A 26973-nucleotide genomic window follows, 5' to 3' on the forward strand; every position below is an offset into this window, starting at 1 on the left:
TTAGCCGACATTCGGTCCTGCCCGGTCTGTACGGTGTGCGCCGGCTGGCGTTCACACCCCGGGACGTTGCACTCCGGCGCGGATGCGGACGTGGCCTTTGTAGGGGCCCACAAAGCCAGCAACCTGTCGCCCGCAATAGAAGCTAGCAACCAGCGTGCCAGCAGATCGCACTGCAAAAAGGCTTTTGAAAACAGATGTTTATTGAATAGCTATCGGCACTTGCGCCCGTGTTCAGAACCCGACACACGAAGATTTCGGCCGACACGCCAGTTTAGGGCTGTTTGAAACAGGACACTGCCGGGAGGCTCTGCCGGCGTGGGCGGAAGCCGACACGGGCGAAGGACAGGGGACCGTGTCGCAAGTTCGACGCGGGCACGCCACCATGGTCGTTGCGGCCGGCGGGCGGGCGACCGGACCTGCTCCGCCCCTGTCGGGAGACGGACGCCTGGGATCGAATTGGATGGGATCGGTTCGGGCCCAACAGCGCATGTCGCGCGAAGCGCCGGCCGGGCTGGCCGCAATGTGACGCGTGCCGAAGAAGGGACGCGGCGGGACCCGATCTGAAAATGGGAGGCGTAAAATTATAGGTGGGAAGCGCGTGACCGGGCGGAAAAGACCGCCCGGTCCGGGGTAAGATGTCGTGTGCTGAAGCTTCAGCCGATCAGTTCCTGCGCCTTCGAGAGGGCGGCGACGAAGCGGTCCACTTCCTCGCGTGTGTTGTAGAGGCCGAAGGAGGCGCGGCAGGTGGCGGAAACGCCGAAGCGCTCCAGCAGCGGCATGGCGCAATGGGTTCCCGCGCGCACGGCGATGCCGTCATTGTCGATCAGCGTCGCGAAATCGTGGGCGTGCGCGCCCTTGATCTCGAACGAGATGATGGCGCCCTTGTCCTTGGCCGTGCCGATGATGCGCACCGAGTTCAGCTCGCCGAGCCGCTCCTGCGCATAGCGGGTGAGTTCCGCCTCATGGGCGCGGATGCGGGCCTTGCCGATGGATTCGATATAGTCCAGCGCGGCACCGAGGCCCGCCGCCTGCACGATGGCCGGCGTGCCCGCCTCGAACCGGTGGGGCGGATCGCCATAGGTGACGGTGTCCTGCCGCACTTCGCGGATCATCTCGCCGCCGCCGTTGAAGGGCGGCATGGCCTCCAGGTGCTCATACTTGCCGTAGAGCGCGCCGATGCCGGTGGGCCCATACAGCTTGTGGCCGGTGATGATGTAGAAGTCGCAGTCGAGATCCTGCACGTCCACGTCGAGATGGACCGCGCCCTGGGATCCGTCCACCAGCACCGGAATGCCGCGTGCGTGGGCGATCTTCACCACCTCCTTCACCGGAACGGTGGTGCCAAGCACGTTGGACATCTGGGTGATGGCCACCATCTTGGTCCGCTCGGTGAGCAGGGCCTCGAACTCGTCCATGAGGAAGTTGCCTTCCTCGTCCACCGGCGCCCACTTGATCACCGCACCAAGGCTTTCCCGCAGGAAGTGCCAGGGCACGATATTGGCGTGGTGCTCCATGATGGAGAGCACGATCTCATCGCCGGGCTTGATGCGGGATTTCCCGAAGGTGGCGGCGACGAGGTTGATCGCCTCCGTCGCACTGCGTGTGAAGACGATCTCTTCCGGCCGCGCCGCATTGAGGAAGCGCTGGACGCGGGCGCGCCCGCCCTCATAGGCCTCGGTGGCCGCATTGGCAAGGTAGTGCAGGCCGCGATGCACGTTGGCATATTCGGAGGTGTAGACCTGCTGGATCCGGTCCAGCACCTGCCGCGGCTTTTGGGCCGAGGCGCCATTATCCAGATAGACCAGCGGCTTGCCGTTGACCTTCAGGTCGAGGATGGGAAAGTCCTCGCGTACGCGCAGGACGTCATAGCTGCCGTTGGAAACGGCAGGGTGCGGAGCGGGGAGAGGAAGCATCATTCACTCCCGACCCAGGAGCCAAGCCTGGGTCGCATCCGTCAGCGCCGCGCGCACGCCCTCGTTGCCGATGGCGTCGAGCACCTCGCCCACAAAAGCCTGGATGAGCAACGCTTCCGCCTCCTTCGCGGCGATGCCGCGGGACATGAGGTAGAATTTCAGCTGCTGGTCCAGCGTGCCGGTGGTGCAGCCGTGGCCGCACTGCACGTCGTCAGCGAAGATCTCCAGCTCCGGCTTAGCGCAGGCTTCCGCCGTCTCGGTCAAAAGCAGGGCGCGACTGAGCATGCGGGCATCGGTCTTCTGCGCCGCCTGGCGCACGGCGATCTTGCCCTGGAAGATGTCCTGCGACGCGCCATCGAGAACGGCGCGGAAGGATTCCCGGCTCTCACCGGCCGGCGCCGCATGGTCCACCGACAACAGGGTGTCCGCATGCTGCTTGCCTGACAGCAGGCTCACGCCATTCATGCGGGCGTGGATCGCTTCGCCGGCGAGGTGTCCGAGAAGCTGGTTGCGCACCACCAGGCCGCCGGTGGTGAAGAAGGTGTTGGCGAAGGTGGCGTTGGCGTCGACCTTGGCAAGGAGCGTGGCGAGATGCACCGCATCCGAGCCTTCCGCCGTGATCTTGACCCGCTCCACATTGGCGCCGGCGCCCACCACCAGTTCCAGCGCGGTGTTGACCTGGTAGGCGACGCCCGCGGGGCCCTCATGGCTCTCGATGAGGGTGAGGGATGCCCCCTCCTCCACCACCACGAGGGAGCGGGTGAACATGGAGACGGGGGTCGTCTGCGTGGTCACGAAGACCAGCTCGACCGGACGCTCGATGACCGCGCCGGCAGCCACGTGCAGCACCACGCCGTCGCCCATGAGCGCGGTGTTCAGCGCCAGCACTGCGTCCGACGACGCCACCGTCTGCCCCAGTTGGCCCGTAAGCGCATCTCCATTGGTCAGCGCGTCCGCCATGGAGCGGATGGACAGGCCGGCTTCAAGGCCTGCGAGGTCCGACAGCTCGGGCACGAAGGCGCCATTGACGACAACCAGGCGGCGGAAGCCGAGGCCTGCCAGCATGGCGCCGGCCGTTGCGGCAGCGGCCTTGGCCTCCGCATCTGGCGGGGCCGCGAGCGGACGGGCCTCGCGCATCAAGGCGCGCAGGTCGGTATAGCGCCAGGCCTCCACGCGGCGATGGGGGAGGCCCGCATCGGCGAAGGTGTCGAAGGCGGCGGCGCGCTGGGCCGCCACGTCCGCGCCGCCGGGAAGGGCGGTGCGCGCGGCAGCGAAGGTCTCGGCCAGCGCCAGTTCGGCACTGGTCTTCATGGGTCGGATCTGGGCAGAGGTCGCGGCGGCCATGGGATCACGCCGCCTCGTTCTGGTACTGGGCGTAGCCGGTGGCTTCCAGCTCCAGCGCCAGTTCCTTGCCGCCCGTGTGCACGATGCGACCGGCGGCGAAGACGTGGACCACGTCCGGCACGATATAATCGAGCAGGCGCTGGTAGTGGGTGATCACCAGCATGGAGCGCTCGGGCGAGCGCAGCGCGTTCACGCCGTTGGACACCACCTTCAGCGCGTCGATGTCGAGGCCCGAATCCGCCTCGTCGAGCACACACAGATAGGGCTCCAGCAGCGCCATCTGCAGCGTCTCGTTGCGCTTTTTCTCGCCGCCGGAGAAGCCCACGTTCACCGGGCGCTTCAGCATCTCGGCGTTGATGCCGAGCGTCTGGCCCAGCTCGCGTACCTTGCGCACCAGCTCCGGCGAGGTCAGCTCGGTCTCGCCGCGCTTGCGGCGCTGGCTGTTCACCGCCGTGTGCAGGAACGCCATGTTGGAGACGCCGGGGATTTCCAGCGGATACTGGAAGCACAGGAACAGGCCCTGGGCCGCGCGCTCGTCGGGAGACAGCTCCAGCAGGTTCACACCGCGGAAGATCACCTCGCCGGCGGTGATGTCATAGCCCGGCTTGCCCGAGAGCACATAAGACAGGGTGGACTTGCCGGCGCCGTTCGGCCCCATGATGGCATGCACCTCGCCGGGATTGATGGTGAGGTTCATGCCGTCGATGATCTTGCGCCCCCCCGAGATCTCGGCATGGAGGTCCTTGATTTCCAGAAGGGGAGCCATGGTGAAGATCCTTTGATATGTGGGGCCGGGCGATTTGGACGATCGAAGACTTGGCGTCAGCCGACGCTGCCTTCGAGGCTGATGGAAATGAGCTTCTGCGCTTCCACGGCGAACTCCATGGGCAGTTGCTGGAGCACGTCGCGCACGAAGCCGTTGACCACGAGGGCGACCGCGTCTTCCTGGGTCAGGCCGCGCTGCATGCAGTAGAACAGCATGTCCTCGGAGATCTTCGAGGTGGTGGCCTCGTGCTCAAACTGAGCGGTGGGGTTCTTCGCCTCGATGTAGGGCACGGTGTGCGCCCCGCAATTGTCGCCGATGAGCAGCGAATCGCAGTTGGTGAAATTGCGCGCGCCTGCGGCCTTGCGATGGGCCGAGACGAGGCCGCGATAGGTGTTGTTGGAGCGGCCCGCCGAGATGCCCTTGGAGATGATCCGGCTGGTGGTGTTCTTGCCCAGATGGATCATCTTGGTGCCACTGTCCACCTGCTGGCGGCCATTGGAGATCGCGATCGAGTAGAACTCGCCGGAAGAACCTTCCCCGCGCAGCACGCAGCTCGGATACTTCCAGGTGATGGCCGAGCCGGTCTCCACCTGGGTCCAGGAAATCTTGGAATTCTTGCCCCGGCAGTCGCCGCGCTTGGTGACGAAATTATAGATGCCACCCTTGCCGTCGGCATCGCCGGGATACCAGTTCTGCACCGTCGAATACTTGATCTCGGCATCGTCGAGCACCACCAGTTCCACCACCGCGGCATGGAGCTGGTTCTCGTCGCGCATGGGGGCGGTACAGCCCTCCAGGTACGACACGTAGGAGCCCTTGTCGGCGATGATCAGGGTGCGCTCGAACTGGCCGGTGTTCTTCTCGTTGATACGGAAGTAGGTGGACAGCTCCATGGGGCAACGCACGCCGGGCGGGATGTAGACGAACGAGCCGTCGGAAAACACCGCCTGGTTCAGCGTCGCGAAATAATTGTCGGTGGGCGGCACCACGGAGCCGAGATACTGCTTCACCAGATCGGGGTGCTCGCGCAGCGCCTCGGAGATCGGCATGAAGATGACGCCGGCGGCCTTCAGCTCTTCCTTGAAGGTGGTGGCGACCGAGACGCTGTCGAACACCGCGTCCACGGCGATCTTCGGCCGCTCGCCCTCGGGGATCTCGACGCCGGCCAGGATCTCCTGCTCGCGCAGCGGGATGCCGAGCTTGGCGTAAGTCTTCAGGATCTCCGGATCCACCTCGTCCAGCGACTTGGGCGCCTTGAACTGCTTGGGCTGGGAATAATAATAGAGATCCTGGTAATCGATGGTCGGATAGTCGACCCGCGCCCACTCGGGCTCCGGCATGGTCAGCCAGCGCTCATAGGCGTCAAGGCGCCACTGCAGCATCCATTCCGGCTCTTCCTTCTTGGCGGAGATGTAGCGAATCACCTCCTCCGAAAGGCCTTTCGGCGCCTTCTCGGATTCGATCAGGGTCTCGAACCCGTATTTGTACTGGTCGACGTCGATGGAGCGAACCTGTTCGACTGTGTCCTGTACGGCCGCCATATGTCCCTCCGTCCAACTTGCCAGCGGCGGCGCGCTCACGTTACCGGGCGCAGCACACCGCACATGAAGCCCGCCAGGGGCCTTGAAAAGACTTCGCCTGAAACGCTTTCGCCCGGAAACCGGCCGGCCCCGCATCCATTCAGGATGCGCCGGGCCTCGGCACCCTGCGGATGGCGATCTGGGATCCACCGCCCGCCTTCACTTCACTCACCACTGGAATGCGATTACCGAACGCGTCCCAGTGAACACTTCCCGCTGAACCGGCTGCGCGGGGACCGGCCCGCAGACGCGCCCGAGAGCGCCTTGCGGGCCACCCGCCGCCCAGTCCGTCAGGCCGGGACGCAGGTGTTTTCCACCGGGCACACCACCGCGCACTGCGGGGTCTCGAAGCTGCCCTCGCACTCGGTGCACTTCTTGGGGTTGATGACGTAGGTGTCGTTCTTCAGGCTGATCGCGGCATTCGGGCACTCGAACTCGCAAGCGCCGCAGACGGTGCACTGAGACGTAATAATCTTGTAGGCCATGGGCTAGCTCCGCGCTGTGCAGATTGGCAGGCATGGCTCTCTTTCAAGCACCGTGCCATCGGCTAACCCATTGAATTATTATAAATAATCTTTTGAGCAAAAGAACATCGTGCTGTCGTTCCCCCTACAACGTGTCGCAAGTGCGACAGCCCGCCTGTCGGTATCGGAAGCCTCACAGCGCGATGGCGCACCCGGCCTGAAGGCCCGTGGTCGCGCCATTTTCCGACGCCCTGTGCCCGCCCGCGGGACAGGGATTGCAAGCGGTCGTGACGGGTGCGGAGGCACGACGAACGGACCTCAGAACGCCGGAACCCGAAGTCGGCCGCAGCCGACTTCGGGTTCAAGGCCGAACACCCGAAGGCTCAGCCGGATCCGGACGAGAGTGGAAGACGTCAGAAGCGCTTGATCTCGATGTCGTGCTTCTTCAGCGCGTAGCCAATCTGGCGCGGGGTCAGGCCCAGCAGCCGCGCGGCCTTCGCCTGCACCCAGCCGGCCCGCTCCATGGCGTCCACCAGCCGCTCACGCTCAGACAAGTCCTCGTCCAGCGCGGTCGGCCGGGCTGGCGCCACCGCCGGAGCGGCGGCCGGCAACAGCGGCTGCGGCGCGACCATGGGCAGCGGGAGCTTGGTCACGGTATTGGAATTGGCCGGCTCGCCGCCAATGGGAGCGACCACCGACGGCATCACCGGCAAGGGGATTTCCACGGGCCGGCGCGTCGCCGCTTCGGCCGGGCTGCGCCACAGCAGCGCCGACAGACACTCGTTGTGCTTGCAGGCGAAGTCGTCGCTGACGATGGCGCCGCCCTGGGCAAGGGTGGCGGTGCGCTGCACGCAATTTTCAAGCTCGCGCACATTGCCGGGGAAACCGCAGCCCATAAGGACTTCCATGGCGTCGGGATTGAACGCCAGATCGCGACCGTTCTCACGGTTGAAGCGATCGAGGAACTCGTTGGCGAGCAGCGGGATATCCACGCGGCGATCGCGCAGCGACGGCACGATCACCGGGATGACGCTGATGCGGTAGTAGAGATCGGCGCGGAACTCGTTCTTCGCCACCGCTTCCTCAAGATTGCGGTTGGTGGCGGCGACGACACGCACGTTCACCTTCAGCGTGTGGGAACCGCCGACCCGCTCGAACTCCTGTTCCTGCAGGACGCGCAGCAGCTTGGCCTGGAACGAGGGCGAGATCTCGCCGATCTCGTCGAGGAAGAGCGTGCCCTTGTCCGCCAGTTCGAAGCGACCCTTGCGGGCCCCCACGGCGCCGGTGAAGGCACCCTTCTCGTGACCGAACAGTTCGGATTCGAGAACGGATTCCGGCAGCGCGGCGCAGTTCAGCTTGATGAAGGGGCCCTTGGCCCGCGGCGACATCTCGTGGATCGCCTTGGCGATCAACTCCTTGCCGGTGCCGCTCTCGCCGCGCAGCAGTACGGGCGAATGGGACTTGGCGACAATCATGATCTTGTCGAGCAGCGCGCGGATCTCGCGGCTCTCGCCGATGATGCCGTCCACAAAGACGCGCTTGCGCTCGCGGCTGCCCGTATGGGGCTTCAGCTCGGACAATTCCTTCTGCAGGCGCCCGCTCTCGGCCATCAGGCGCTCGCGATCGCGGGAGACAACGCGATGCAGCTGCACGGTCTGGCCGATGAGGTTCGCCACCATGGTCAGGAAGCGCACGTCGGAATCGAGGCGGAACACGGAGCGCCCGTCCCACACCCGGTCGATGGTGAGGGTGCCGATAACGCGCGCGCCGACGCGCAGCGGAACACCGATCCAGGAGACGCGGGTCTCCTCGCTGGCGCCCAACGCGGCCACATCGGCCGGGGCGAAAGCGGGATGGGAAGCAACGTTCTCCGCGATCAGCGGCACGGCGGTGGCGATCACCTGGCCGATCGCCTTCTCCGGAAGGCGTGCGCGGTAGCGCGCATCGGTGCCCTCGTTCCAGCCGGCGCCCACGGTGATGTTGGGAATTCCGTCGTCTTCCAGCAGCGAAATAACGCCGTGGCGCATCTGCATGAAGGACGAAAGCAGGCTGACCACGCTCGACAGCGTGGTTTCAAGCCGGTTCGGCGCCGTCAAAATCTTCGAGATCTCGTAGATCCCGGTGAGCGCCACGTCGCTCAGGGATACGAGGGGAACATGAGCCCGGGGCTGCTCGCGCTCGACTTGCAACGCTTCGTTATGAACCATGGTGCTGTCTCCGTCACCTCAGGCTCCCATCCCAATTTTTTGTATGATTAGCGACACTTTGATTTAGTTTCATTCTCATGTCGTGCCCAAGGTAAGGGCAAAAGTTGCCGCCGTTTTGAGCACATTTTGATCAGTGTCCGTTTTCGCGCCAAGTGATGCCATCATCTGGCCCGTCCCGAGCTGACAATTGTTCGAAAATTGACGATTAAGCGCATGTGTCGGCAAAAAGATTTCGCACTGCGAAAGGCGTCGCGTCGCATTTGCCGCAACTTTCCTCACCCTGCGGCGCTGCAGCGCACCAAAGCAATCCCCGGGGGTTATGCTTTCGCCGGATCGCATCACCCGTCCGATGTCCGACGCGATCGCAGTCAGTTCGTCTCAAACGTTGCGAGACGGGCGGCGGCGGCCTCATCGCCCTCTTTGCGCAGCAGCTCGGTCATCTCCGCCCCGTCGAGGGGACGGAAGAAGAAGAAGCCCTGCGCCAGCTCGCAGCGCTTGTCCTTGAGAAAGCGGGCCTGCCCGGCGGTTTCCAGCCCCTCGGCCACCACCCGCATGCCGAGGTTGCGGCCAAGATCGATCACGGCGCAGACGATGGCGGTGTCGAAGGCGTCGCGCTCGATATCCTTCACGAAGCTCTGGTCGATCTTGATGGTGTCGATGGGCAGCTGCTTCAGGTGGATGAGGCCGGCGTAGCCGGTGCCGAAATCGTCGAGGGCGATGCGCACGCCCGCCCGGTAGAGCTCATCGAGGATGGGCGCCACGTGGTCGGAGCTGCGGCCGAGGAAGACGGTCTCGGTGATCTCCACGTCGAAATGGGTCGGCTCCACCCCCGCGGCGTGGAACTGGCGCAGCAGCGTCGCCGCGAGGTCGCCACCCGCGAACTGGGCGGGCGCCAGGTTGATGGCGATTCGCCCGCACGGATGGCCCGCCTCGATCCAGCCGCGCACGTCTGTCGACACCCGCCGCACCATGCGCTCACCAATGAGGACGGCCAGCTCCGGATCGGTCAGCGCGGCCTCGAACGATCCCGGCGACAGCACGCTGTGCGGCGAGCGGCGCCAGCGCACCAGAGCTTCCAGCCCCTCGATGCGCCCAGTCACGAGCGACACCTTGGGCTGGTAATAGGGAATGATCTCGTCCTCCGCCAGCGCAGCCCGCATGGCGCGGTTGAGCGCCACCCGCTCCAGCACCGCCTGCCGCATGGCCGGGGCGTAGACCACCGCGCGGTTGCGGCCCTGCTGCTTGGCGGCATAAAGGGCGAGGTCGGCGTCCTTCATCAGTTCGCCATAGGAGCAATCGTGGTCCGGGCAGGCGGCGAGCCCGATGCTGGCCCGGGTGGTGAAATGGCGTCCGGCGTGCAGCACCGGCCGGCGTAATTCAGCGAGAATCGCGTGGGCCAGCCGCTGGCCGGCGGCGACCGGCGCCGCCCCCTTCACCACCGCCACGAACTCGTCCCCGCCCAGCCGGGCCAGCAGGCCGTCCGGCTCCAGCAGGGCATCCAGCCGGTGGGCGGTCTCCATCAACGCCGCATCGCCGGCATCGTGGCCGAGGGTGTCGTTGACGTCCTTCAGGCCGTCGAGATCGATCAGCAGCAGGCAAACCCCCTGCCCCGGCCGGCGCGCCGCGAGCGCAGCGCCGAGACGGTCCTGGAAGGCGGCGCGATTGGGCAGACCGGTGAGCCCGTCGTGGGTCGCCGCGTAGAGTACCTGCTCCTCGGCGACGCGCCGCTCGGTCACGTCCACCAGCGCCGCCACCAGGTGCGGCGCCGGCTCCATGGGGATGGCGGCGGCCGCCAGCACCACGCGCCGTTCCTCGCCTCCGCTCACCGAGACCGTGGTCTCGAAACCGGTCACCCCGCCCTCGGAGCGCAGGCGGCCCATGAAAACGCTGGCGGCCTCCGGCTCAAGGCAGCCACCGCAAAGGCCGCCGGTCAGCGCGTCCAGCGAGCCGCCATAGAAGCGCCGGGCCGCCGCGTTGGACTTGACGTGCCGCCCATCGTCGAGCCGCGCCACCACGAGGGGCAGCGGCACCGCCTGGAACGTCTTCTCCAGCGTGTCCTCGCTGATGCGCAGCCGCTCGTTCGCGCTCTGGGCCTCGCCCGCCGTGGCCCAGAACTGCCGCTCCATGCGGTTGGTGCGCGACACCACGATCATCAGCGCGATGTTCAGGGAGGCCACGGCAAGCGCCAGTCCCAGCCCCACCTGCCAGCCGATGGACATGTCGGCATAGCCGTAGAACAGCAGGAGACTGCTGCCGATGCCGCCGGCCAGCAGCCAGGAGAAGGAGATGGGCACCGCCAGATAGAAGATGGTGGGCAGCATCATGACCACCAGCAGCGCCAGCTGGCTTTGCGAGGTCACCAGCACCGCCACCGCGCTCGCCGTACCCCATTGCCAGAACGCGTAGATCAGGTCGGCCCGCCGGGGAGTGTTCGCCAGGTAGATCGCGCCGAGGCAAAGCAGCGACACCAGGATCACCACGAATCGCGCCGACACCGCCACGGCGAAATGCGCGGTTCCCGCAAAGCGCCAGTCGCTGAGGAGAAACAGCGCGTTGAGGATCACCGAGGCGGCAAACAGGACGCGCGCCTGCCGGAGCGCCTCGCCGAGGCGGCTTGCGCGGAATACCGCCTCCAGCGCCGGATCGGCGAACTCACCGCCGATGGCGGTCAGTCGCAGATCGTTCGCGCTCGCGCTCGGCTCAGACCGTCCGTTCTGGCGAGAAGTGCCCCTCATGGAGATGATCCTAGAGCGCTGGAAACGCTTTCGCCACAATCCTGCCAGCCGTTTTCGCAATCGGCCCAAACTGCTCGGCTGGGTTGCGCAAATGTGCAACCACCCCATCGCGCGCCGTCTCGCCTCGCGCGGCGGCGCGGTCTATATGGCGTTCATGACGATCCAAGGTCGGCAGCGGCGCCCGGCGCCACCGCCGGACCGCAGGCCGAGCGGGAGCCGCCGATGCTTAACGATAAACGCATCCTCCTCCTGATCGGTGGCGGAATCGCCGCCTACAAGTGCCTGGAGCTGGTCCGCCGCCTGAAGGAACGCGGCGCGAAAGTGCGGGCGGTCATGACCCGGGCGGCCGGGCAGTTCGTCACCCCCCTGTCCGTGGGCGCGATCACCGGCGAGCGCGTCTTCACCGACCTGTTCGACCTCACCGCCGAACACGACATCGGACACATCCGCCTGTCGCGGGAGGCGGATCTTGTCGTGGTTGCGCCCGCCACGGCGGACCTGCTGGCCAAGATGGCCCACGGCATCGCCGACGATCTTGCCACCACCGCGCTGCTCGCCACCGACAAGCCGGTGCTGGTGGCCCCCGCCATGAACCCGCGCATGTGGGCGCACCTCGCCACGCGGCGCAACGTGGCGCAGCTGCGTGCTGACGGCATCGCCATGGTGGGGCCCAACGCGGGCGCCATGGCCGAGCGCGACGAGTTCGGGGAAGGCCGCATGGCCGAGCCCATGGAGATCCTCGCCGCCATCGAGGCCCATTTCGGGATCGCCGAGGCCCCCCTGCTCAAGGGGCGGCGCATCCTCGTGACCTCCGGTCCGACACACGAGCCCATCGACCCGGTGCGCTACATCGCCAACCGTTCCTCCGGCAAGCAGGGCCACGCCATCGCCGCGGCGGCCCGGGCGGCGGGGGCGGAGGTGATTCTGGTGTCCGGCCCCGCCGAGGTCGCCGACCCCAAGGGGGTCAAGGTGATCCATGCTGAGACGGCGCAACAGATGCTGGCCGCGGTGGAGGAAAGCCTGCCGGTGGATGCCGCCGTGTTCGCCGCCGCGGTGGCCGACTGGCGCGTGGCCGACGCGTCCGACCAGAAGATCAAGAAGACCGCCGGCGGCGCCCCGACCCTGACCCTGGTGGAGAATCCCGACATCCTCGCCACCATCGCCCGCCATGGCACCCTGCGGCCGCGCCTCGTGGTGGGGTTCGCGGCCGAGACCCAGGAGGTGGTGACCCATGCCCGCGACAAGCGCCTGCGCAAGGGCTGCGACTGGATCGTCGCCAACGACGTGTCGCCGGAAACCGGCATCATGGGAGGCGATGTGAACACCGTGCATCTTGTGACCGCTGCCGGGGTGGAGGACTGGCCCTCCGCCTCCAAGGCCGAAGTCGCCCGCCATCTGGTGGCGCGCATGGCCGCCGAACTTGCGGGAGAAGCCCGATGAGCCGCCCTTCGGTCCGCATCCAGCGCCTGCCCCATGGCGAAGGCCTGCCCCTGCCCGCCTATGCCACCGAGGGCGCGGCCGGCCTCGACCTCTCCAGCGCCCTGCCGGAGGAGACCCCCCTCATCCTCCTGCCCGGGGCGTTCGCCGCCGTTCCCACCGGCTTCGCCATCGCCTTGCCGGAGGGCTTCGAGGCCCAGGTGCGTCCCCGCTCGGGCCTTGCCCGCAAGCACGGGGTGAGCGTGCTCAATACGCCCGGCACCATCGACTGGGATTATCGCGGCGAGCTGATGGTCCTGCTCATCAATCATGGGCCCGAGCCGTTCACCGTGACGCGGGGCATGCGCATCGCCCAGATGGTGGTTGCCCCGGTCACCCAAATAATGCTGGAAGAATCCGGAGATCTGAGTGAAACTGCACGCGGCTCCGGTGGTTTTGGTTCAACCGGCTTCGGAGCTACGTTTTTGAAGAAGTAGCTACAGCCTGATGCCGCGTTTATCCGACAAAAGCCTCCTCGCCATTGCAGCCGTCGTGGATGTGGCCGTGCACGCGCGCGGCGCTCCGGTGGCTGCCAAGGCACTCGCAGCCCGGCACGGCCTTCCGCCCCGCCGGCTTGAACCCGTGCTCCAGGCGCTGGTCCATGCCGGCGTGCTGAAGGGGGTGCGTGGCCCCCGCGGTGGCTACGAGCTGGCGCGCGAGCGCCGGCGCGTCTCCGTCGCCGAGATCGTCCGGGTCGTCGAGGGGGCCGAGGAGGAGAAGGAAATCATCCTGCCCCCGCTGGTGACCGAGGTGGTCCAGCCTGCCGTTGCGGCGGCCGAAGATACGTTCGACACTGCGCTCGACGCGGTGACGCTCGAGGACCTCTGCCGCAGCGCCGATGGCAAGGGCCACGGTTCGGAGCACGAGAGGATCGATTTCGCCATTTGAGAGGTACGCCCCCCGCGTGCCGGCGACCAATTTCCCAAGGAGATCGCCCATGGCAGGACCTGCCGCCAAGATCGTGCCCGCCGCCCAGCCTCGTCCGGGGCGCGGCCGCGTCTATGATTCCATCACCGAGACCATCGGCAACACGCCGCTGGTGCGGCTGAAGCGCCTCGCCGAGCTGCGCGGGGCAAAGGCCGAGATTCTGGCCAAGCTCGAATTCTTCAATCCCATCTCCAGCGTCAAGGACCGCATCGGCGTCGCCATGATCGAGGCGATGGAGGCGGCCGGCGTGCTGGACCAGGACACGGTTCTGGTGGAGCCCACCTCCGGCAATACCGGCATCGCTCTGGCCTTCGTGGCAGCGGCGCGCGGCTACCGGCTGATCCTGGTGATGCCCGAGAGCATGTCGGTGGAGCGCCGCAAGATGCTCGCCATTCTCGGCGCCGAGCTGGTGCTGACCCCGGCGAACCTGGGCATGAAGGGCGCCGTCGCCCGCGCCGAGCAGCTCATCGCCGAGTTGCCCAAGGCGGCCATGCCCCAGCAGTTCAAGAACAAGGCCAACCCGGACATCCACCGCCGCACCACGGCCGAGGAGATCTGGAACGACACCGACGGCAAGGTGGACGCGGTGGTGGCCGGTGTCGGCACCGGCGGCACCATCACCGGCATCGGCCAGGTGCTGAAGCCGCGCAAGGCCTCACTCAAGATGATCGCGGTGGAGCCCGAGGATTCCCCGGTGCTGTCCGGCGGCTCCCCCGGCCCCCACAAGATCCAGGGCATCGGCGCCGGCTTCGTGCCGGACGTGCTCGACCGCTCCATCATCGACGAGGTGGTGACGGTGGGCAACCAGACCGCGTTCGACACCGCCCGGGCGCTGGCCCGCTACGAGGGCATCCCCGGCGGGATCTCCTCCGGCGCGGCCGTGGCGGCGGCGCTGGAGATCGCGGTGCGTGACGACATGGCTGGCAAGTCCATCGTGGTGATCGTGCCGTCCTTCGCCGAGCGCTATCTCTCGACGGCCCTGTTCGAAGGCCTCTGAGCGAGCGGCGTTTCGCCCGAGTGACCTGACAACCACACGAAAGTCTGCGCCCTGGCCCCCGCCGGGGCGCAGTCATATTCAGCCCCGGCACGTCGGCGCCCCGTCACGCAAGCGACCCGGTCGGCTCCGTGCCAGCCGGACCAGCGCTGCGTGGCGCGCCGGATCGTAGCCGATCCCGCCCCTGAATGCCGCCTTTCGCGCCAGGCGCAGCGCCCGCGCCAGGGCCGCCGGCGCGCCATAGGCAACGGCCAGCCCCGCCATGTGACGCCGGACCCGCGCTTCCGGATCTTCGCAAGTGAAGGCGTAAACCCGCCCCGATCCCACCCCGGCTGCTGCCCGCATGATCCATTCTCCCTTGTGAGGCGGAATGGTCGCCCGGCGGGGAGGTAGGGGGATAAATTCCTAGGATCGGAACGTCAGACGCACACTGAATCCCGCATACAACCAATTGATACAACAGGTTTTAGTGTCAGTCTGCCACAAACATAAGTTGCAAGATCTCTCCACACCCCCTTGAAACGCAAGAAGATCGTTGTAGGAATTTTTTCCCCACAACGAGAGGGTGTAATGTCTTACCAGCCGGTCGAGCCCCACGCCGCCTGCGCACAGGCCCCGTCCCGCCCATCGGTCGCCGCGACCCCTGCCTTGTCTGGAACGACCGGGCCCACTTCCTGCCGGCTGGCGACGGCCATCGTCGCCGCCATGGCCGGGCTCAACGTGGATGCCCTGGTGGACCTGCGCCGGTCCACCGCGCCGGTGGCGACAGCGCGGCAGATCGCCATGTACCTCGCCCATGTGGGCCTCGGCCTGTCGCAGGCGGGCGTGGCCCAGGCGTTCCGGCGCGACCGCTCCACCGTCGCTTATGCCTGCCGGCGCATCGAGGACCTGCGGGACGATCCCGCCTTCGACCACCGGGTGGCCCAGATGGAGGCCTGCCTGCGCTGGGCCACGGAGCGCTGACCATGGCGCCCCGCAAGACGCACTTCCCCAAGGTCCAGCCCCGCCGCGCCGCCCCGGCGGATGCCGCCGCGCCGCAGATGAACCTCGCGGAAAGCCCCCTCGCCTGGCTGGCCCGGCGCACCGGCAAGGATGGCCGTGCCCTGGTGGACCCGACCCAGCTTATCGCCGGCGAGCGGCTGCGGGCGGACTTCACCCGCGCCCAGCTCACCCCGCGCATCACCAGCCGCTGGAGCGAGGTGTCCGGCGCCGGCACGCCGGAGGCCTTCACCGACATGGTGCTGGCCGCCAAGCTGCGCGTCGCCCGCGCCATGACGGCGGTGGGACCGGAACTGTCCGGCGTGCTGCTGGACGTGTGCTGCTTCCTGAAGGGGCTGGAGGCGGTGGAGCGCGAGCGGCTGTGGCCGGCACGCACCGCCAAGGTGGTGCTGGGCCTCGCCCTCGACCGGCTCGCCGTCCATTACGGCCTCAGCGGATCGACCCAGGGCCGCGCCCGCGCCCCGGTGCGCAGCTGGCACGCCGCGCCGGAGACGCCCGCGCAGGGGTGAGAGCCTCAGGTCAGGGCGTGGGCGGTGTCGCGGATGATGTGGAAAGCGGCGTCCACGTCGTCCGCGGTGGCGTCCATGGACCCGGCCTGGAAGCGGATGGCGAGGCGGCCGTCCACCCGGGTCGGGGTGAGATAGAGCTGCCCCCCGTCATTGATGGCCTGCAGCAGGGCCAGCATGTGGGCATCGCCGTCGCGGCCGTCGCCGGGATCGTGGCGGAAGGAGAACAGGGAGAGCACTGGCGTCGAGGCCAGCGAGAAGCCCGGCTCGGCAGCGATGCGCGCGGCCAGCGCCTGCGACCAGGCCACATGGTTGCGGATCATCTGCCTGAGGCCTTCCAGGCCATGGGCGCGCAGCACGAACCACAGCTTCAGCGCGCGGAAGCGGCGGCCGAGCTGGATGGTCCATTCGCTGAAATTGACGATGCCGGTATCCCCGCCCTCATGGGCGTGGGTCCTCAGATATTCCGGCTGGATGGCGAGCGTCGCCAGATGGTCGTCGGCGCTCCTGAGGAAATGGGCAGAGCAGTCGAACTGAACCCCGAGCCACTTGTGCGGGTTCAGCACGATGGAGTCGGCCTGTTCCACCCCCGCCCACAGGGACCGGAATTCCGGGCACACCATGGCTGAGCCCGCCCAGGCCGCGTCCACATGGACGAACAGGCCATGCCGGTGCGCCACCTCCACCACGGCCGCCACGTCATCCATGGCGCCGGTGCTGGTGCCACCCACGCAGGCGACGACGCCCGCCGGCACGAATCCGGCCGCCTTGTCGGCCTGAATGGCCGCCTCCAGCGCCTGCGGCACCATGCTCCTGAGCGGGCCCTGGGTGGGGATGCGCACCAGATTGTCGTCGCCGATGCCGCAGAACCACGCCGCCCGGTCGATGGAGGTATGCACCTCGCTGGAGGTGTAGACCCGCAGCTGCGGTCGGCCCGCAAGCCCGGTTCGGTTGCCGGTGAAGCCCAGCGCCCGCTCGCGCATGGTGAGGAAGGCGCACAAGGTCGCCGAGGACGCCGAATCCTGGATCACGCCGGAAAACCCTTCCGGCAGGCCCACCGCCTGGCGCAGCCAGTCGAGGGCGACAATCTCCAGCTCCGTGGCGGCAGGGGAGGTCTGCCACAGCAGGCACTGGGCGCCCATGGCGGAGGACAGGAACTCGCCGATCACGCTCGCGGGGCTGGCATTGGCCGGGAAGTAGGCGAAGAAGCGCGGATGCTGCCAATGGGTCATGCCCGGCACCAGGATACGCTCGAAATCCGCGAAGATGTCGGCCATGGGCTCGGCCTCTTCCGGGGCGGAAGCCGGCAGCTGGGCCGCGATCTCCCCCGGCGTGGTGCCGGCGCGCACCGGCCGGTCGCGCAGGCCGGCGCGATAGTCCGCCGCCCAGTCCGCCGCCTTGTGCGCCCAGTGGCGGAACGCCTCCCCGTCCATGTGTTATCCTTATCTTTCGATGTTTGGCCGGGACATAGCCGACTTCAGCCGCGCTGGAAAACCGGCGTCCCGCCGCAGTCCGGTGCCCACCCTCGTGATCACGGGCACGCCCGCAGGCGTGATAGAGTGTCGCATCAAAGGCCTTTCACGCAGGCCCACATGGTTCTAAGACGGCCGGCAGCATTGCGCGCCGGGCCGAGAGCCATCGCGCACCACAACACATAAGAGGCAAGAGAGGACATGCCCCAGTACCGCTCCCGCACCTCCACCCACGGTCGCAACATGGCCGGAGCCCGCGGCCTGTGGCGCGCCACCGGCATGAAGGACGGGGATTTCGGCAAGCCCATCATCGCCGTGGTGAACTCCTTCACCCAGTTCGTGCCAGGCCACGTGCACCTGAAGGATCTCGGCCAGCTGGTGGCCCGCGAGATCGAGAAGGCCGGCGGCGTCGCCAAGGAATTCAACACCATCGCGGTGGATGACGGCATCGCCATGGGCCATGACGGCATGCTCTATTCCCTGCCGTCCCGCGAGATCATCGCCGACAGCGTGGAGTACATGGTCAACGCGCACTGCGCCGACGCCATGGTGTGCATCTCCAACTGCGACAAGATCACCCCCGGCATGCTGATGGCCGCCATGCGGCTCAACATCCCGGCCGTGTTCGTCTCCGGCGGCCCCATGGAGGCCGGCAAGGTGCTGCTCTCCACCGGCGAGAAGAAGGTGGACCTCATCGACGCCATGATCGCGGCGGCCGACGACAAGGTCACCGACGCCGACGTGCAGGTGATGGAGCGCTCCGCCTGCCCCACCTGCGGCTCGTGCTCCGGCATGTTCACCGCCAATTCCATGAACTGCCTCACCGAGGCTCTGGGCCTGGCGCTGCCGGGCAACGGCTCGACGCTGGCCACCCACGCCGACCGCGAGCGGCTGTTCGTGGAGGCCGGCCACCTCATCGTCGACCTCGCCCGCCGCTATTACGAGCAGGACGATGCCAGCGTCCTGCCGCGCTCCGTGGCGTCCTTCAAGGCGTTCGAGAACGCCATGACGCTGGACATCTCCATGGGCGGCTCCACCAACACGGTGCTGCACCTGCTCGCCGCCGCCAACGAGGGCGAGGTGCCCTTCACCATGGCCGACATCGACCGCCTGTCGCGCCGGGTGCCGGTGCTATGCAAGGTGGCGCCGGCGGTGGCCAACATCCACATGGAGGACGTGCACCGCGCCGGCGGCATCATGGCCATCCTCGGCGAGCTGGATCGCGGCGGCCTCATCCATACCGACCTGCCCACCGTGCACGCCGCCACCATGGCCGACGCGCTGGACCGCTGGGACGTGAAGCGCACCAAGAGCGAGAGCGTCGCCACCTTCTTCCGCGCCGCGCCGGGCGGGGTGCCCACACAGGTGGCGTTCAGCCAGTCCCGCCGCTGGGACGACCTCGACCTCGACCGCGAGACCGGCGTCATCCGCGACGTGGCCCATGCCTATTCCAAGGACGGCGGCCTCGCCGTGCTGTACGGCAACATCGCGCTGGACGGCTGCATCGTGAAGACGGCGGGCGTGGACGCATCGATCCTGAAATTCACCGGCAAGGCCCGCATCTTCGAGAGCCAGGACGCGGCGGTGGAAGCCATCCTCTCCACCGGGCGCATCCAGGCCGGCGACGTGGTGCTGATCCGCTACGAGGGTCCGCGCGGCGGGCCGGGCATGCAGGAGATGCTCTATCCCACGTCCTACCTGAAGTCGAAGGGCCTCGGGAAGGCGTGCGCGCTGGTCACCGACGGGCGCTTCTCGGGCGGCTCCTCGGGCCTGTCCATCGGCCATGTCTCGCCGGAAGCGGCGGAAGGCGGGGCCATCGGGCTGGTGGAGGAAGGAGACACCATCGAGATCGACATCCCGAACCGCGTCATCCGCGTGGCGGTGTCCGACGAGGTGCTCAGCCAGCGCCGCGCTGCCATGGAGGCGAAGGGCGACGCCGCGTGGAAGCCCGCGGACCGCAAGCGCGTGGTCTCCCAGGCGCTGCAGGCCTATGCAGCGCTCACCACCTCCGCCGCCCGCGGCGCGGTGCGCGACGTGAGCCGCCTGCGGCGCTGATCAAGACTGGATCCGGCAAAAGGAAAGGGGCGCCGCGGCGCCCCTTTTTGTTTGATGCAGGTGGTTCGGATCAGCGGGTGCAGGTCAGCTGACCGTTGAAATTGGCGATATCCCGCGCGCCCCAGCAATAGCGCAGGTTGACCGCGGCCGGGATCCACACATGGCCGCCGGCACGGCACTGCGCCCGCAGGACGTTGTCCGGGCCCACGAAGGCATTGCGGCAGCTGCGCTGGTAGGAGCCGGGCGGCAGCGGCTGGGGACCCGGCGCGGGGGGCGGCGGCAGGGGCCGGCCACGGACACACCACAACTGGCCGTCCTGGTTGGAAATGTCACCCCGGCAGCTCGGGAAGTCGTTGAGCCGGGTCTGCACCCAATTGCCGCGACGGGTGGCGCAGAAGGCGGTGAGGTCGCGGCCGCGACGCACCTGCACGTTGTTGCAGCTGTTGAGATAGCTGCCCCCCGGTACCGGCTGGGCCATGGCTTCGCCGGCCGAGACCAGCCAGCCCAGCGCCAGCAGCAGGCCGAGCAGGCCGGCGACGACGACATTTCGCTTCATGATTCCCCCCTGTGGAAAGGCGCGCCCTTCTATCACGGCGAATCAGGAGACGAACAGCCGTCGTGTCCCGCATGGGAGCCGCCGCCGCACGGCCATCGACAGGGGCGCCGTGCTTCGCTAAAAGCCGTGGCGATCCAGAAAGATAAAGACGCACCGATGACCATCCGCCTGCATCGCGGCGACCTGCCCGCGGACTTCGTCGCCGCGCCCGTGGTGGCGATCGACACCGAGACCATGGGGCTCAACCCCTTCCGCGACCGGCTTTGCCTGGTCCAGCTGTCCAACGGCGACGGAAGCGCCGACCTGGTGCAGATCCCGCAGGGCGCCGACGCCACCACCGCGCCGAACCTCACGCGCCTTTTGGCCGATCCCGCCATCACCAAGCTGTTCCATTTCGGACGGTTCGATATCGCGGTGCTCCAGCACACCTTCCATGTGATGCCGCAGCCGGTGTGGTGCACCAAGATCGCCTCGCGGCTGGTGCGCACCTACACCGACCGCCACGGGCTGAAGGACCTGCTGCGCGAGACCATCAACGTGGACATCTCCAAGCAGCAGCAGAGCTCCGATTGGGGCGCCAAGGACCTCTCCGACGCCCAGCTCGCCTATGCCGCTTCCGACGTGCTGCACCTTCATGCGGTGAAGGCCAAGCTGGAGGAGATGCTGGCGCGGGAGAACCGCACCGGGCTCGCCGCCGCCTGCTTCGCCTTCCTGCCGGCGCGGGCGGCCCTCGACCTCTCGGGCTGGGCGGAAGAGGACATCTTCGCCCACTCCTGAGCCGGCAACCTTTATAAAAATCAAACGCTGGCAAGGTCTTCCGGCCGGGCCTTGCACCGGCTCGCCATTTCGGACAATTTGGCCGGGTGCGTGGGGCGACGCGCCGGCCGGCCCTGTGGCTTGAGGCCAGTGAGAGCCCGCGCCGACCAGCTCGTATCGCGACCTGATCGGCGAACGGTCTCTCTGCCAACCATGACAGGCGCACGCGGGATTGGCCCGCCGCCGGAACAGGGCCATGAACCGACACGTGTCGCCAGACGATCTCGACCGGCAAGGGACCGTGCCAGCGGCCGCGCTCCAAGACGCGCGGCTCGACGCGCGCCCTGATGCGCGCCTGGAAGCGTCTCCCACCTTCCGGGACTACACCGACGAGGAAGCCGCCCTCGATCAGCGCGCGAGCCCGGACTTTTCCAGCGCCCGGCGCCACAGCAAGCGTGTGCGCTGGATCAAGCGCCTGCTGCCGCTCTCCATCGTCGTCGCGGTGGTGGCCATCGGCGCGGTTTCCATCCTGTCTCGACTGAAGCTTTCCATCGAGCTTCCGTTCGAGATCGGGCACCTCACCCTGTCCGGCTCGCGCCTCACCATGGAGCTGCCCAAGCTCTCCGGCTTCACCGACGACAATCGCGGCTACCGCGTCACCGCGCGCACCGCCACCCAGGACCTGACCCACCCGGACCTCATCGACCTCACCGACATCGAGGCCCGGCTGGAGATGACCGACAAGGGCTGGGCCAAGGTCGCCGCCAAGGTGGGCACCTTCGATACGAAGAAGCAGTTCATCACCCTGGGCGACGGCGTGGACCTCGCCATGAACGGCGGCTACGGCGGCCGCCTGCAGGATGCCGAGGTGGACGTGAAGGCCGGCACCATCGCCACCGAGAACCCGGTGGTGTTCACCTATCTGGACGGCAGGCTGGTGGCCGACCGCCTGCACGTGGGCGACCGTGGCACCCGCGCCCTGTTCGAGGGCAACGTGCAGCTGGATTTCCGCATGTCCAACCTGCCTGGCCAGAAGTCTGGCGAGGCCACCCCGCCGGCAGGCGCGCCTGCCGGGACACCCGCCAAACTCCATGGCGACGCGGTGGGATCTGTGCCCGCCACGCCCGCCGCCCAGCCCACTCCCCTTCCCCCGCGACGCCCGGTGTCCAACCCATGATCCGCCAGTCCCAGGACCGAACCGGCCTCGCCTTCCGCGCCCGGCGCCTCGCTCAGGCCGCGGCGGCGGCGATGCTCGTCGCGGCGCCCGGCACCGCCCTTGTGGGTGTTGCAACGTCAAGCAGCGCTGTGGCGCAGACTTCCAACGTGCCTAACGCTCTTCAGGGCTTTGCCAAGAACCGCGACCAGCCGGTGCGCATCAATGCGGATTCCCTTGAGGTGCGCGACAAGGACAAGGTCGCGGTGTTTTCCGGCAACGTGCTGGTGACCCAGGGCGACACCACGCTGCGCTCCAAGGACCTCATGGTCTATTACGAGGGCTCCGTGGCCCAGCAGGCCGGCGGCCAGCCCGCCGGCGAGCAGGCAAACGGCGTCGACCCGTCCCAGAAGGGCCAGATCCGCAAGCTGGAGGCCGTGGGCGGCGTGGTGGTGAAGACCAAGGAACAGACCGCCACCGGCGACAGCGGCGTGTTCGAGATGAAGACCAACACGGTCACCCTCGTGGGCAAGCCGGTGGTCCTCACCCAGGGCCCCAACGTGATCCGTGGCCAGAAGCTGGTGGTGGACCTCGTCTCCGGCGTGTCCAAGTTCGAGGGCGGGCGGGTGGAAAGCCTGATCGTCCCCGGCAGCCTGAAGCAGGACACCCTGCCCAAGCCCGCCGACCAGGGCGGACAAGCCCCCCGCCGCTGACGAAAGCGAACGCGCGCAGCGGTTGAAATGCGCTTCCGGCGGTAGCCGGGACTGCAGGTACAGCCGTCACCATTTGTACAATATCGCTTTTAAATCAATATTTTATGCCAGATGAACCGCGACTGCCCCAGCCGCGCGCTGGATCGCAGCGCCATACGGCCCACATTTTGCATGGAAACGTTGCATCCCCGGCAAGGACGTTCTAAACCTTCCAATCCGGGGGCCGGGGGTGCGGAGGTCGCGTTGAACGTCCTGTCCATGTTCGGCAAGTCTAAGGCCAGGTCCGGCGGCATCACCCGCCGGAGCGAAAGTGACACCCCGCGCGACACGCGCGAGTGGGACGAGGACGACCCGCGCAACGCCGCCGACTATGACGACGGCGGCTGGGACGATACCCGCTACGCCGCCCTTGATGGCCGCGGCGACGGTCGCGACGCTCAGCCCTTCGATTCCACCAGCGCGCTGGCGGCCTTTGGCATCGCCAAGTCCTATGGCGGCCGGCAGGTGGTGCGCGACGTGAGCCTCAACGTCCGCCGCGGCGAGGCGGTGGGCCTGCTCGGCCCCAACGGCGCCGGCAAAACCACCTGCTTCTACATGGTGACCGGGCTGGTGAAGGCTGATCGCGGCCGCATCGAGCTGGACGGCCACGACATCACCCCCATGCCCATGTATCGCCGCGCCCGCCTCGGCGTCGGCTACCTGCCGCAGGAGGCCTCCATCTTCCGGGGCCTCTCGGTGGAGGACAACATCATGGGCGTGCTCGAGGTCACCGAGCCCAACCGCGCCCGCCGCCGGGAGGAGACCGAAGCCCTCCTCGAGGAATTCAAGATCACCCACGTGCGCAAGTCGCCCTCCATCGCGCTGTCGGGCGGCGAGCGGCGGCGCCTTGAGATCGCCCGTGCGCTGGCAAGCCAGCCCTCCTTCATGCTGCTGGACGAGCCGTTCGCCGGTATCGACCCCATCGCGGTGGGCGACATCCAGGCCCTGGTACGCCACCTCACCTCCCGCGGCATCGGCGTGCTTATCACCGACCACAATGTGCGCGAGACGCTGGGCCTCATCGACCGCGCCTACATCATCCATTCCGGATCGGTGCTGATGGAGGGCGATCCCGAATCCATCGTCTCCAGCCCTGAGGTGCGGCGGCTGTATCTCGGCGAGGAGTTCCGGCTATGAGCGCCGCCTCTCCCCGCCTTCCGCTCGCCCGACCCGTGCCACGCCAGCGGAGGCTTCCGCCATGGTGTTGAGCCCCAAGCTGGAATTCCGCCAGAGCCAGTCCCTGGTGATGACGCCGCAGCTGATGCAGGCCATCAAGCTGCTGCAGCTCTCCAACATGGAGCTGGTGGCCTACGTGGAGGCGGAGCTGGAGCGCAATCCGCTCCTGGAGCGCATCACCGAAGGCGACGGCCCGGCCGACAGCGCCGGCGGCGAGACCCCCTCCGAGACCGCCCAGCGGGACGACGCCCCCGCCCCCGAGCCTGAGGCCGCTGTTTCCGGCGACTGGATGCCCGGCGACATGGAGCCCAGCCGGGCAGCCATGGAAACCCGCCTCGACACCGATCTCGGCAACGTCTTCCCGGACGACGCCCCCGCCGACCGCGGTGCCGCCGGCGGCGGCTCCACCGGCCAGAGCCCCTCCACCGGCGAATGGGGCGGCGGCGAGCGCGGCGAGGACTACAATCCCGAAGCCTTCCTCACCGCCGAAATGACCCTGGCCGACCACCTGGAAGCCCAGCTTGCGGTGGCGGTGAGCGACCCGGCGCGGCGGCTCATCGGCGTCAACGTCATCGGCCTCATCGATGAGACCGGCTATTTCACCGGCGACCTCGACCAGCTGGCGGAGCAGCTCGGCGTGCCGCGCGCCGAGGTGGAAGCCATGCTGAAGCTCATCCAGACCTTCGAGCCATCTGGCGTGGGCGCGCGCAACCTCGCCGAATGCCTCGCCATCCAGCTCAGGGAGCGGGACCGCTTCGACCCCGCCATGCAGGCGCTGGTGGCGAACCTGGAGCTTTTGGCCCGGCATGACCGCAATGCCCTCAAGCGGGTCTGTGCCGTGGACAACGAGGACCTTGCCGACATGATCGGCGAGATTCGCCGGCTCGATCCCAAGCCGGGCCTCGCCTTCGGCTCCGGCGTGGTGCATCCGCTGGTGCCGGATGTCTATGTGCGGGCGGGCAAGGACGGCGAGTGGCTGGTGGAGCTGAATTCCGAGACCCTGCCACGGGTGCTGGTGAACCAGACCTATCATGCCACCGTGGCCAAGGTAGCGCGCTCGGCCGAGGACAAGAGCTTCCTGGCCGAATGCCTCCAGAGCGCCAGCTGGCTGACGCGCTCCCTCGACCAGCGGGCCCGCACCATCCTGAAGGTGGCGAGCGAGATCGTGCGCCAGCAGGACGCCTTCCTGCTGCACGGCGTGCGCTATCTGCGGCCCCTGAACCTGCGCACAGTGGCCGACGCCATCGGCATGCACGAATCCACCGTCTCGCGGGTCACCTCGAACAAATACATTTCCACCCCGCGCGGCGTGGTGGAAATGAAGTTCTTCTTCTCGTCGGCCATTTCCGCCTCGGGCGGCGGCGAGGCCCATTCGGCCGAGGCCGTACGCCACCGCATCAAGCTGCTCATCGAGGCCGAGAGCGCGGAGGACGTGCTCTCCGACGACACCCTGGTGCAGAAGCTGAAGGACGAGGGCATCGACATCGCCCGCCGCACGGTGGCGAAGTATCGGGAAGGCATGAACATTCCCTCCTCGGTCCAGCGCCGCCGCGAGAAGATGGCCCTGCGCAGCGAGGCCAGCTGAGACCAAGAGGCCCCAGCCGGCCCATGCAGAGTCCGTCGACAGGCGCCGCTCCAACGCGCGGCAGCCCTCACGCGGGCTGGAGTTCGTAGATCTCCCCGTTAATGATGGCGGCACTGCCGGGCCACATCTCGAACCGGACGCCAGAATCGACACCACCGTTGCGCGGCGACGACCTGCGGAAGCCAAGAGCTTTGGCCGCGGCGATGGACAATTCCCCAATGCGCGTGGCTCCGCTCACGTCGGCCACCACCGCAACGACGCTCCTCTGCTGATAGGTGATGAGCGCCCGGCACCCGATCACCACGCCCACCGCGTGCCGGCGCACCAGAGGGTTGACGACCACATAGGGGATCGTCGCCGCATCCACATAACGCTTGGGGATGGGGCGACCTTTCCAGGCATAGGTGGTCTTGGAATAGATGTTGCCGTCCGCGTCGCTGAGGGGTTCCCCGTCGCCCCGTTCGACGAGCACATTGTGCCAGCCGCCGTTCGGATAGCCGGCGTTCTGGAGAGCGTCGAGGCCCTTGTCGTCCTCCCGATAGGCAAACTTGGCACCGTTCTGCCCGTTGGCCCCGTCGGCGTCGATGGCGCCGCCCGATTCCCAATGCACGCGCCCATCGTCGTCCTGGACCACATGGACACCGTCGATCCTGGCCAGCTCAATCGGCATGTTACCCCCCATAGAAACCATCTTAGGTTGCACAACCTAATATGACGCATATCTACGGTAGGTCCACAGCGCAATTTTCCGCCGCTTACTGAAAATATTATGTCTATTCACGCTGTCGTTTGGGTCGCAAAGCTCGGTCGATCGAAGTGCCACATCTCTTGAAATAAGATTTACCCGCAAAGGTTGAATATCAATGTATCCGGCCCGCGCGGTAAAATGCGGCGCGGGCCGGTATGGCTCACGCGAGGGTGAGCTTCACGTCGATATTGTTGCGGGTGGCGTTGGAATACGGGCAAACCTGATGCGCCTTGGCGATCAGCTCTTCGCCAGCCGCGCGATCGACGCCTGGCAGGGACACCTCAAGCGCGATCTCCAGTCCGAAGCCGCCTTCCGAACGCGGGCCGATGCCCACGGTGGAGGTGACGCTGGCGTCCGCCGGCACCTTCGCGCTGCCGCCCTGGGAAGCCACGAACTTCATGGCGCCGAGGAAGCACGCCGCATAGCCGGTGGCGAACAGTTGCTCGGGATTGACCCCGTCGCCGCCGGCGCCGCCCAGTTCCTTGGGGGTGGAGAGCTTCACGTCCACCGCCCCGTCGAGGGTGGCGGAATGGCCGTCGCGGCCACCGGTGGCGCGGGCGGAGGTGCTGTAAAGAACGTTCACGGGCATGGGACTGCTCCTTCTCGGATGGCGTGGCGATATTTAGTCGACACGATTAATTCGTGTACGATGTTTCTAGCCAGACCACCCCTCGCTGTCAAGCGGTTGCGATTATATCGCGTACGAATTATATTGAGGCCAGAGACCTAAGGTCGTTGCCATGCCCCGTGAAGACACCCCCCACACCACCGTCACGCCGCCCTTGACTCCAGGCCCGGCCAACGTGCCG

23 protein-coding genes are annotated in these 26973 nt (G+C 67.3%); 12 read left to right on the forward strand and 11 right to left on the reverse strand.

The window, feature by feature from the left end; translation table 11 throughout:
* Positions 1–653: 653 nt before the first annotated feature.
* The 7 genes from V5F66_RS09745 to V5F66_RS09775 form a co-directional block, all read right to left on the reverse strand.
* Entirely contained in the window at positions 654–1916 is a 1263-nt protein-coding gene (locus V5F66_RS09745) for a cysteine desulfurase (protein WP_394003123.1), read from the reverse strand.
* Positions 1917–3224 (reverse strand): Fe-S cluster assembly protein SufD, encoded by a 1308-nt coding sequence (gene sufD, locus V5F66_RS09750; RefSeq protein ID WP_394008827.1) that lies wholly within the window; start codon positions 3222–3224, stop codon positions 1917–1919.
* Between the two features lie 37 nt (positions 3225–3261).
* Positions 3262–4083: a Fe-S cluster assembly ATPase SufC gene (gene sufC / locus V5F66_RS09755; RefSeq protein WP_445329356.1), complete on the reverse strand. Its 822-nt coding sequence runs from the start codon at positions 4081–4083 to the stop codon at positions 3262–3264.
* Positions 4080–5564, reverse strand: coding sequence for a Fe-S cluster assembly protein SufB (sufB, locus tag V5F66_RS09760; protein WP_394093760.1), 1485 nt, complete (start codon positions 5562–5564; stop codon positions 4080–4082). Before sufB ends, sufC begins: the two co-directional genes overlap by 4 nt.
* A 329-nt stretch (positions 5565–5893) precedes the next feature.
* On the reverse strand, positions 5894–6088 hold the full coding sequence (locus tag V5F66_RS09765; RefSeq protein ID WP_011995761.1) for a 4Fe-4S binding protein: 195 nt from the start codon (positions 6086–6088) through the stop codon (positions 5894–5896).
* Positions 6089–6480: 392 nt separating this feature from the next.
* Positions 6481–8274, reverse strand: a complete 1794-nt coding sequence (nifA, locus tag V5F66_RS09770) for a nif-specific transcriptional activator NifA (protein ID WP_394003130.1) — start codon at positions 8272–8274, stop codon at positions 6481–6483.
* Between the two features lie 368 nt (positions 8275–8642).
* Complete coding sequence (locus V5F66_RS09775) at positions 8643–11009, reverse strand: putative bifunctional diguanylate cyclase/phosphodiesterase (protein WP_394008824.1); 2367 nt, start codon at positions 11007–11009, stop codon at positions 8643–8645.
* Positions 11010–11231: 222 nt separating this feature from the next.
* Between V5F66_RS09775 and coaBC the strand changes: the two genes are divergently transcribed.
* The 6 genes from coaBC (at position 11232) to V5F66_RS09805 (ending at position 15914) form a co-directional block, all read left to right on the forward strand.
* On the forward strand, positions 11232–12449 hold the full coding sequence (gene coaBC, locus V5F66_RS09780; RefSeq protein ID WP_394093761.1) for a bifunctional phosphopantothenoylcysteine decarboxylase/phosphopantothenate--cysteine ligase CoaBC: 1218 nt from the start codon (positions 11232–11234) through the stop codon (positions 12447–12449).
* A complete protein-coding gene (gene dut, locus V5F66_RS09785) occupies positions 12446–12922 on the forward strand; it encodes a dUTP diphosphatase (RefSeq protein ID WP_011995756.1) in 477 nt (158 codons plus the stop codon). Before coaBC ends, dut begins: the two co-directional genes overlap by 4 nt.
* Positions 12923–12932: 10 nt before the next feature.
* Positions 12933–13373, forward strand: coding sequence for an RrF2 family transcriptional regulator (locus V5F66_RS09790; RefSeq protein WP_011995755.1), 441 nt, complete (start codon positions 12933–12935; stop codon positions 13371–13373).
* A 49-nt stretch (positions 13374–13422) separates the two neighbouring features.
* Positions 13423–14409 (forward strand): cysteine synthase A, encoded by a 987-nt coding sequence (cysK, locus tag V5F66_RS09795; RefSeq protein WP_011995754.1) that lies wholly within the window; start codon positions 13423–13425, stop codon positions 14407–14409.
* A gap of 567 nt (positions 14410–14976) precedes the next feature.
* Positions 14977–15369, forward strand: coding sequence for a helix-turn-helix domain-containing protein (locus V5F66_RS09800; protein ID WP_011995752.1), 393 nt, complete (start codon positions 14977–14979; stop codon positions 15367–15369).
* 2 nt (positions 15370–15371) lie between these two features.
* Positions 15372–15914, forward strand: coding sequence for a DUF6456 domain-containing protein (locus tag V5F66_RS09805; RefSeq protein WP_394093762.1), 543 nt, complete (start codon positions 15372–15374; stop codon positions 15912–15914).
* Positions 15915–15919: 5 nt separating this feature from the next.
* Here the strand turns inward: V5F66_RS09805 and V5F66_RS09810 are convergent, their stop codons facing one another.
* Positions 15920–17344: a pyridoxal phosphate-dependent decarboxylase family protein gene (locus V5F66_RS09810; RefSeq protein WP_394093763.1), complete on the reverse strand. Its 1425-nt coding sequence runs from the start codon at positions 17342–17344 to the stop codon at positions 15920–15922.
* Between the two features lie 240 nt (positions 17345–17584).
* Here V5F66_RS09810 and ilvD point away from each other — a divergent pair, with 240 nt between their 5' ends.
* Positions 17585–19438: a dihydroxy-acid dehydratase gene (gene ilvD, locus V5F66_RS09815; RefSeq protein ID WP_394053842.1), complete on the forward strand. Its 1854-nt coding sequence runs from the start codon at positions 17585–17587 to the stop codon at positions 19436–19438.
* 70 nt (positions 19439–19508) lie between these two features.
* On the opposite strand, the gene V5F66_RS09820 is transcribed toward ilvD, so the two are convergent.
* Positions 19509–19994 carry a CVNH domain-containing protein gene (locus V5F66_RS09820; RefSeq protein ID WP_394053841.1) on the reverse strand — a complete coding sequence of 162 codons (486 nt, stop codon included), beginning with the start codon at positions 19992–19994 and terminating at the stop codon, positions 19509–19511.
* A 156-nt stretch (positions 19995–20150) separates the two neighbouring features.
* On the opposite strand from V5F66_RS09820, the gene V5F66_RS09825 reads away from it, so the two are divergent.
* The 5 genes from V5F66_RS09825 to rpoN all read left to right on the forward strand — a co-directional run bounded on the left by V5F66_RS09825 (position 20151) and on the right by rpoN (position 25416).
* Positions 20151–20771 (forward strand): ribonuclease D, encoded by a 621-nt coding sequence (locus V5F66_RS09825; RefSeq protein ID WP_011995747.1) that lies wholly within the window; start codon positions 20151–20153, stop codon positions 20769–20771.
* A 235-nt stretch (positions 20772–21006) separates the two neighbouring features.
* A complete protein-coding gene (locus V5F66_RS09830) occupies positions 21007–21927 on the forward strand; it encodes a hypothetical protein (protein WP_011995746.1) in 921 nt (306 codons plus the stop codon).
* Complete coding sequence (locus V5F66_RS09835; protein ID WP_011995745.1) at positions 21924–22616, forward strand: LptA/OstA family protein; 693 nt, start codon at positions 21924–21926, stop codon at positions 22614–22616. The genes V5F66_RS09830 and V5F66_RS09835 overlap by 4 nt, the downstream gene beginning before the upstream one ends.
* A gap of 243 nt (positions 22617–22859) precedes the next feature.
* Positions 22860–23792, forward strand: coding sequence for an LPS export ABC transporter ATP-binding protein (gene lptB, locus V5F66_RS09840; RefSeq protein WP_394053840.1), 933 nt, complete (start codon positions 22860–22862; stop codon positions 23790–23792).
* Positions 23793–23853: 61 nt separating this feature from the next.
* Positions 23854–25416: an RNA polymerase factor sigma-54 gene (gene rpoN / locus V5F66_RS09845; protein WP_394003148.1), complete on the forward strand. Its 1563-nt coding sequence runs from the start codon at positions 23854–23856 to the stop codon at positions 25414–25416.
* A gap of 67 nt (positions 25417–25483) precedes the next feature.
* Here rpoN and V5F66_RS09850 read toward each other — a convergent pair whose 3' ends face one another.
* Together V5F66_RS09850 and V5F66_RS09855 are read right to left on the reverse strand one after the other, a co-directional pair.
* The gene (locus V5F66_RS09850; RefSeq protein WP_394003150.1) at positions 25484–26086 is read right to left on the reverse strand and encodes a hypothetical protein; all 603 of its coding nucleotides are present in this window, start codon (positions 26084–26086) and stop codon (positions 25484–25486) included.
* 238 nt (positions 26087–26324) lie between these two features.
* On the reverse strand, positions 26325–26753 hold the full coding sequence (locus V5F66_RS09855) for an organic hydroperoxide resistance protein (protein WP_011995741.1): 429 nt from the start codon (positions 26751–26753) through the stop codon (positions 26325–26327).
* Positions 26754–26973: the final 220 nt, after the last annotated feature.

The organism is Xanthobacter versatilis (genome assembly GCF_043193975.1).
GTDB classification, from domain to species: Bacteria; Pseudomonadota; Alphaproteobacteria; order Rhizobiales; family Xanthobacteraceae; genus Xanthobacter; species Xanthobacter autotrophicus_E.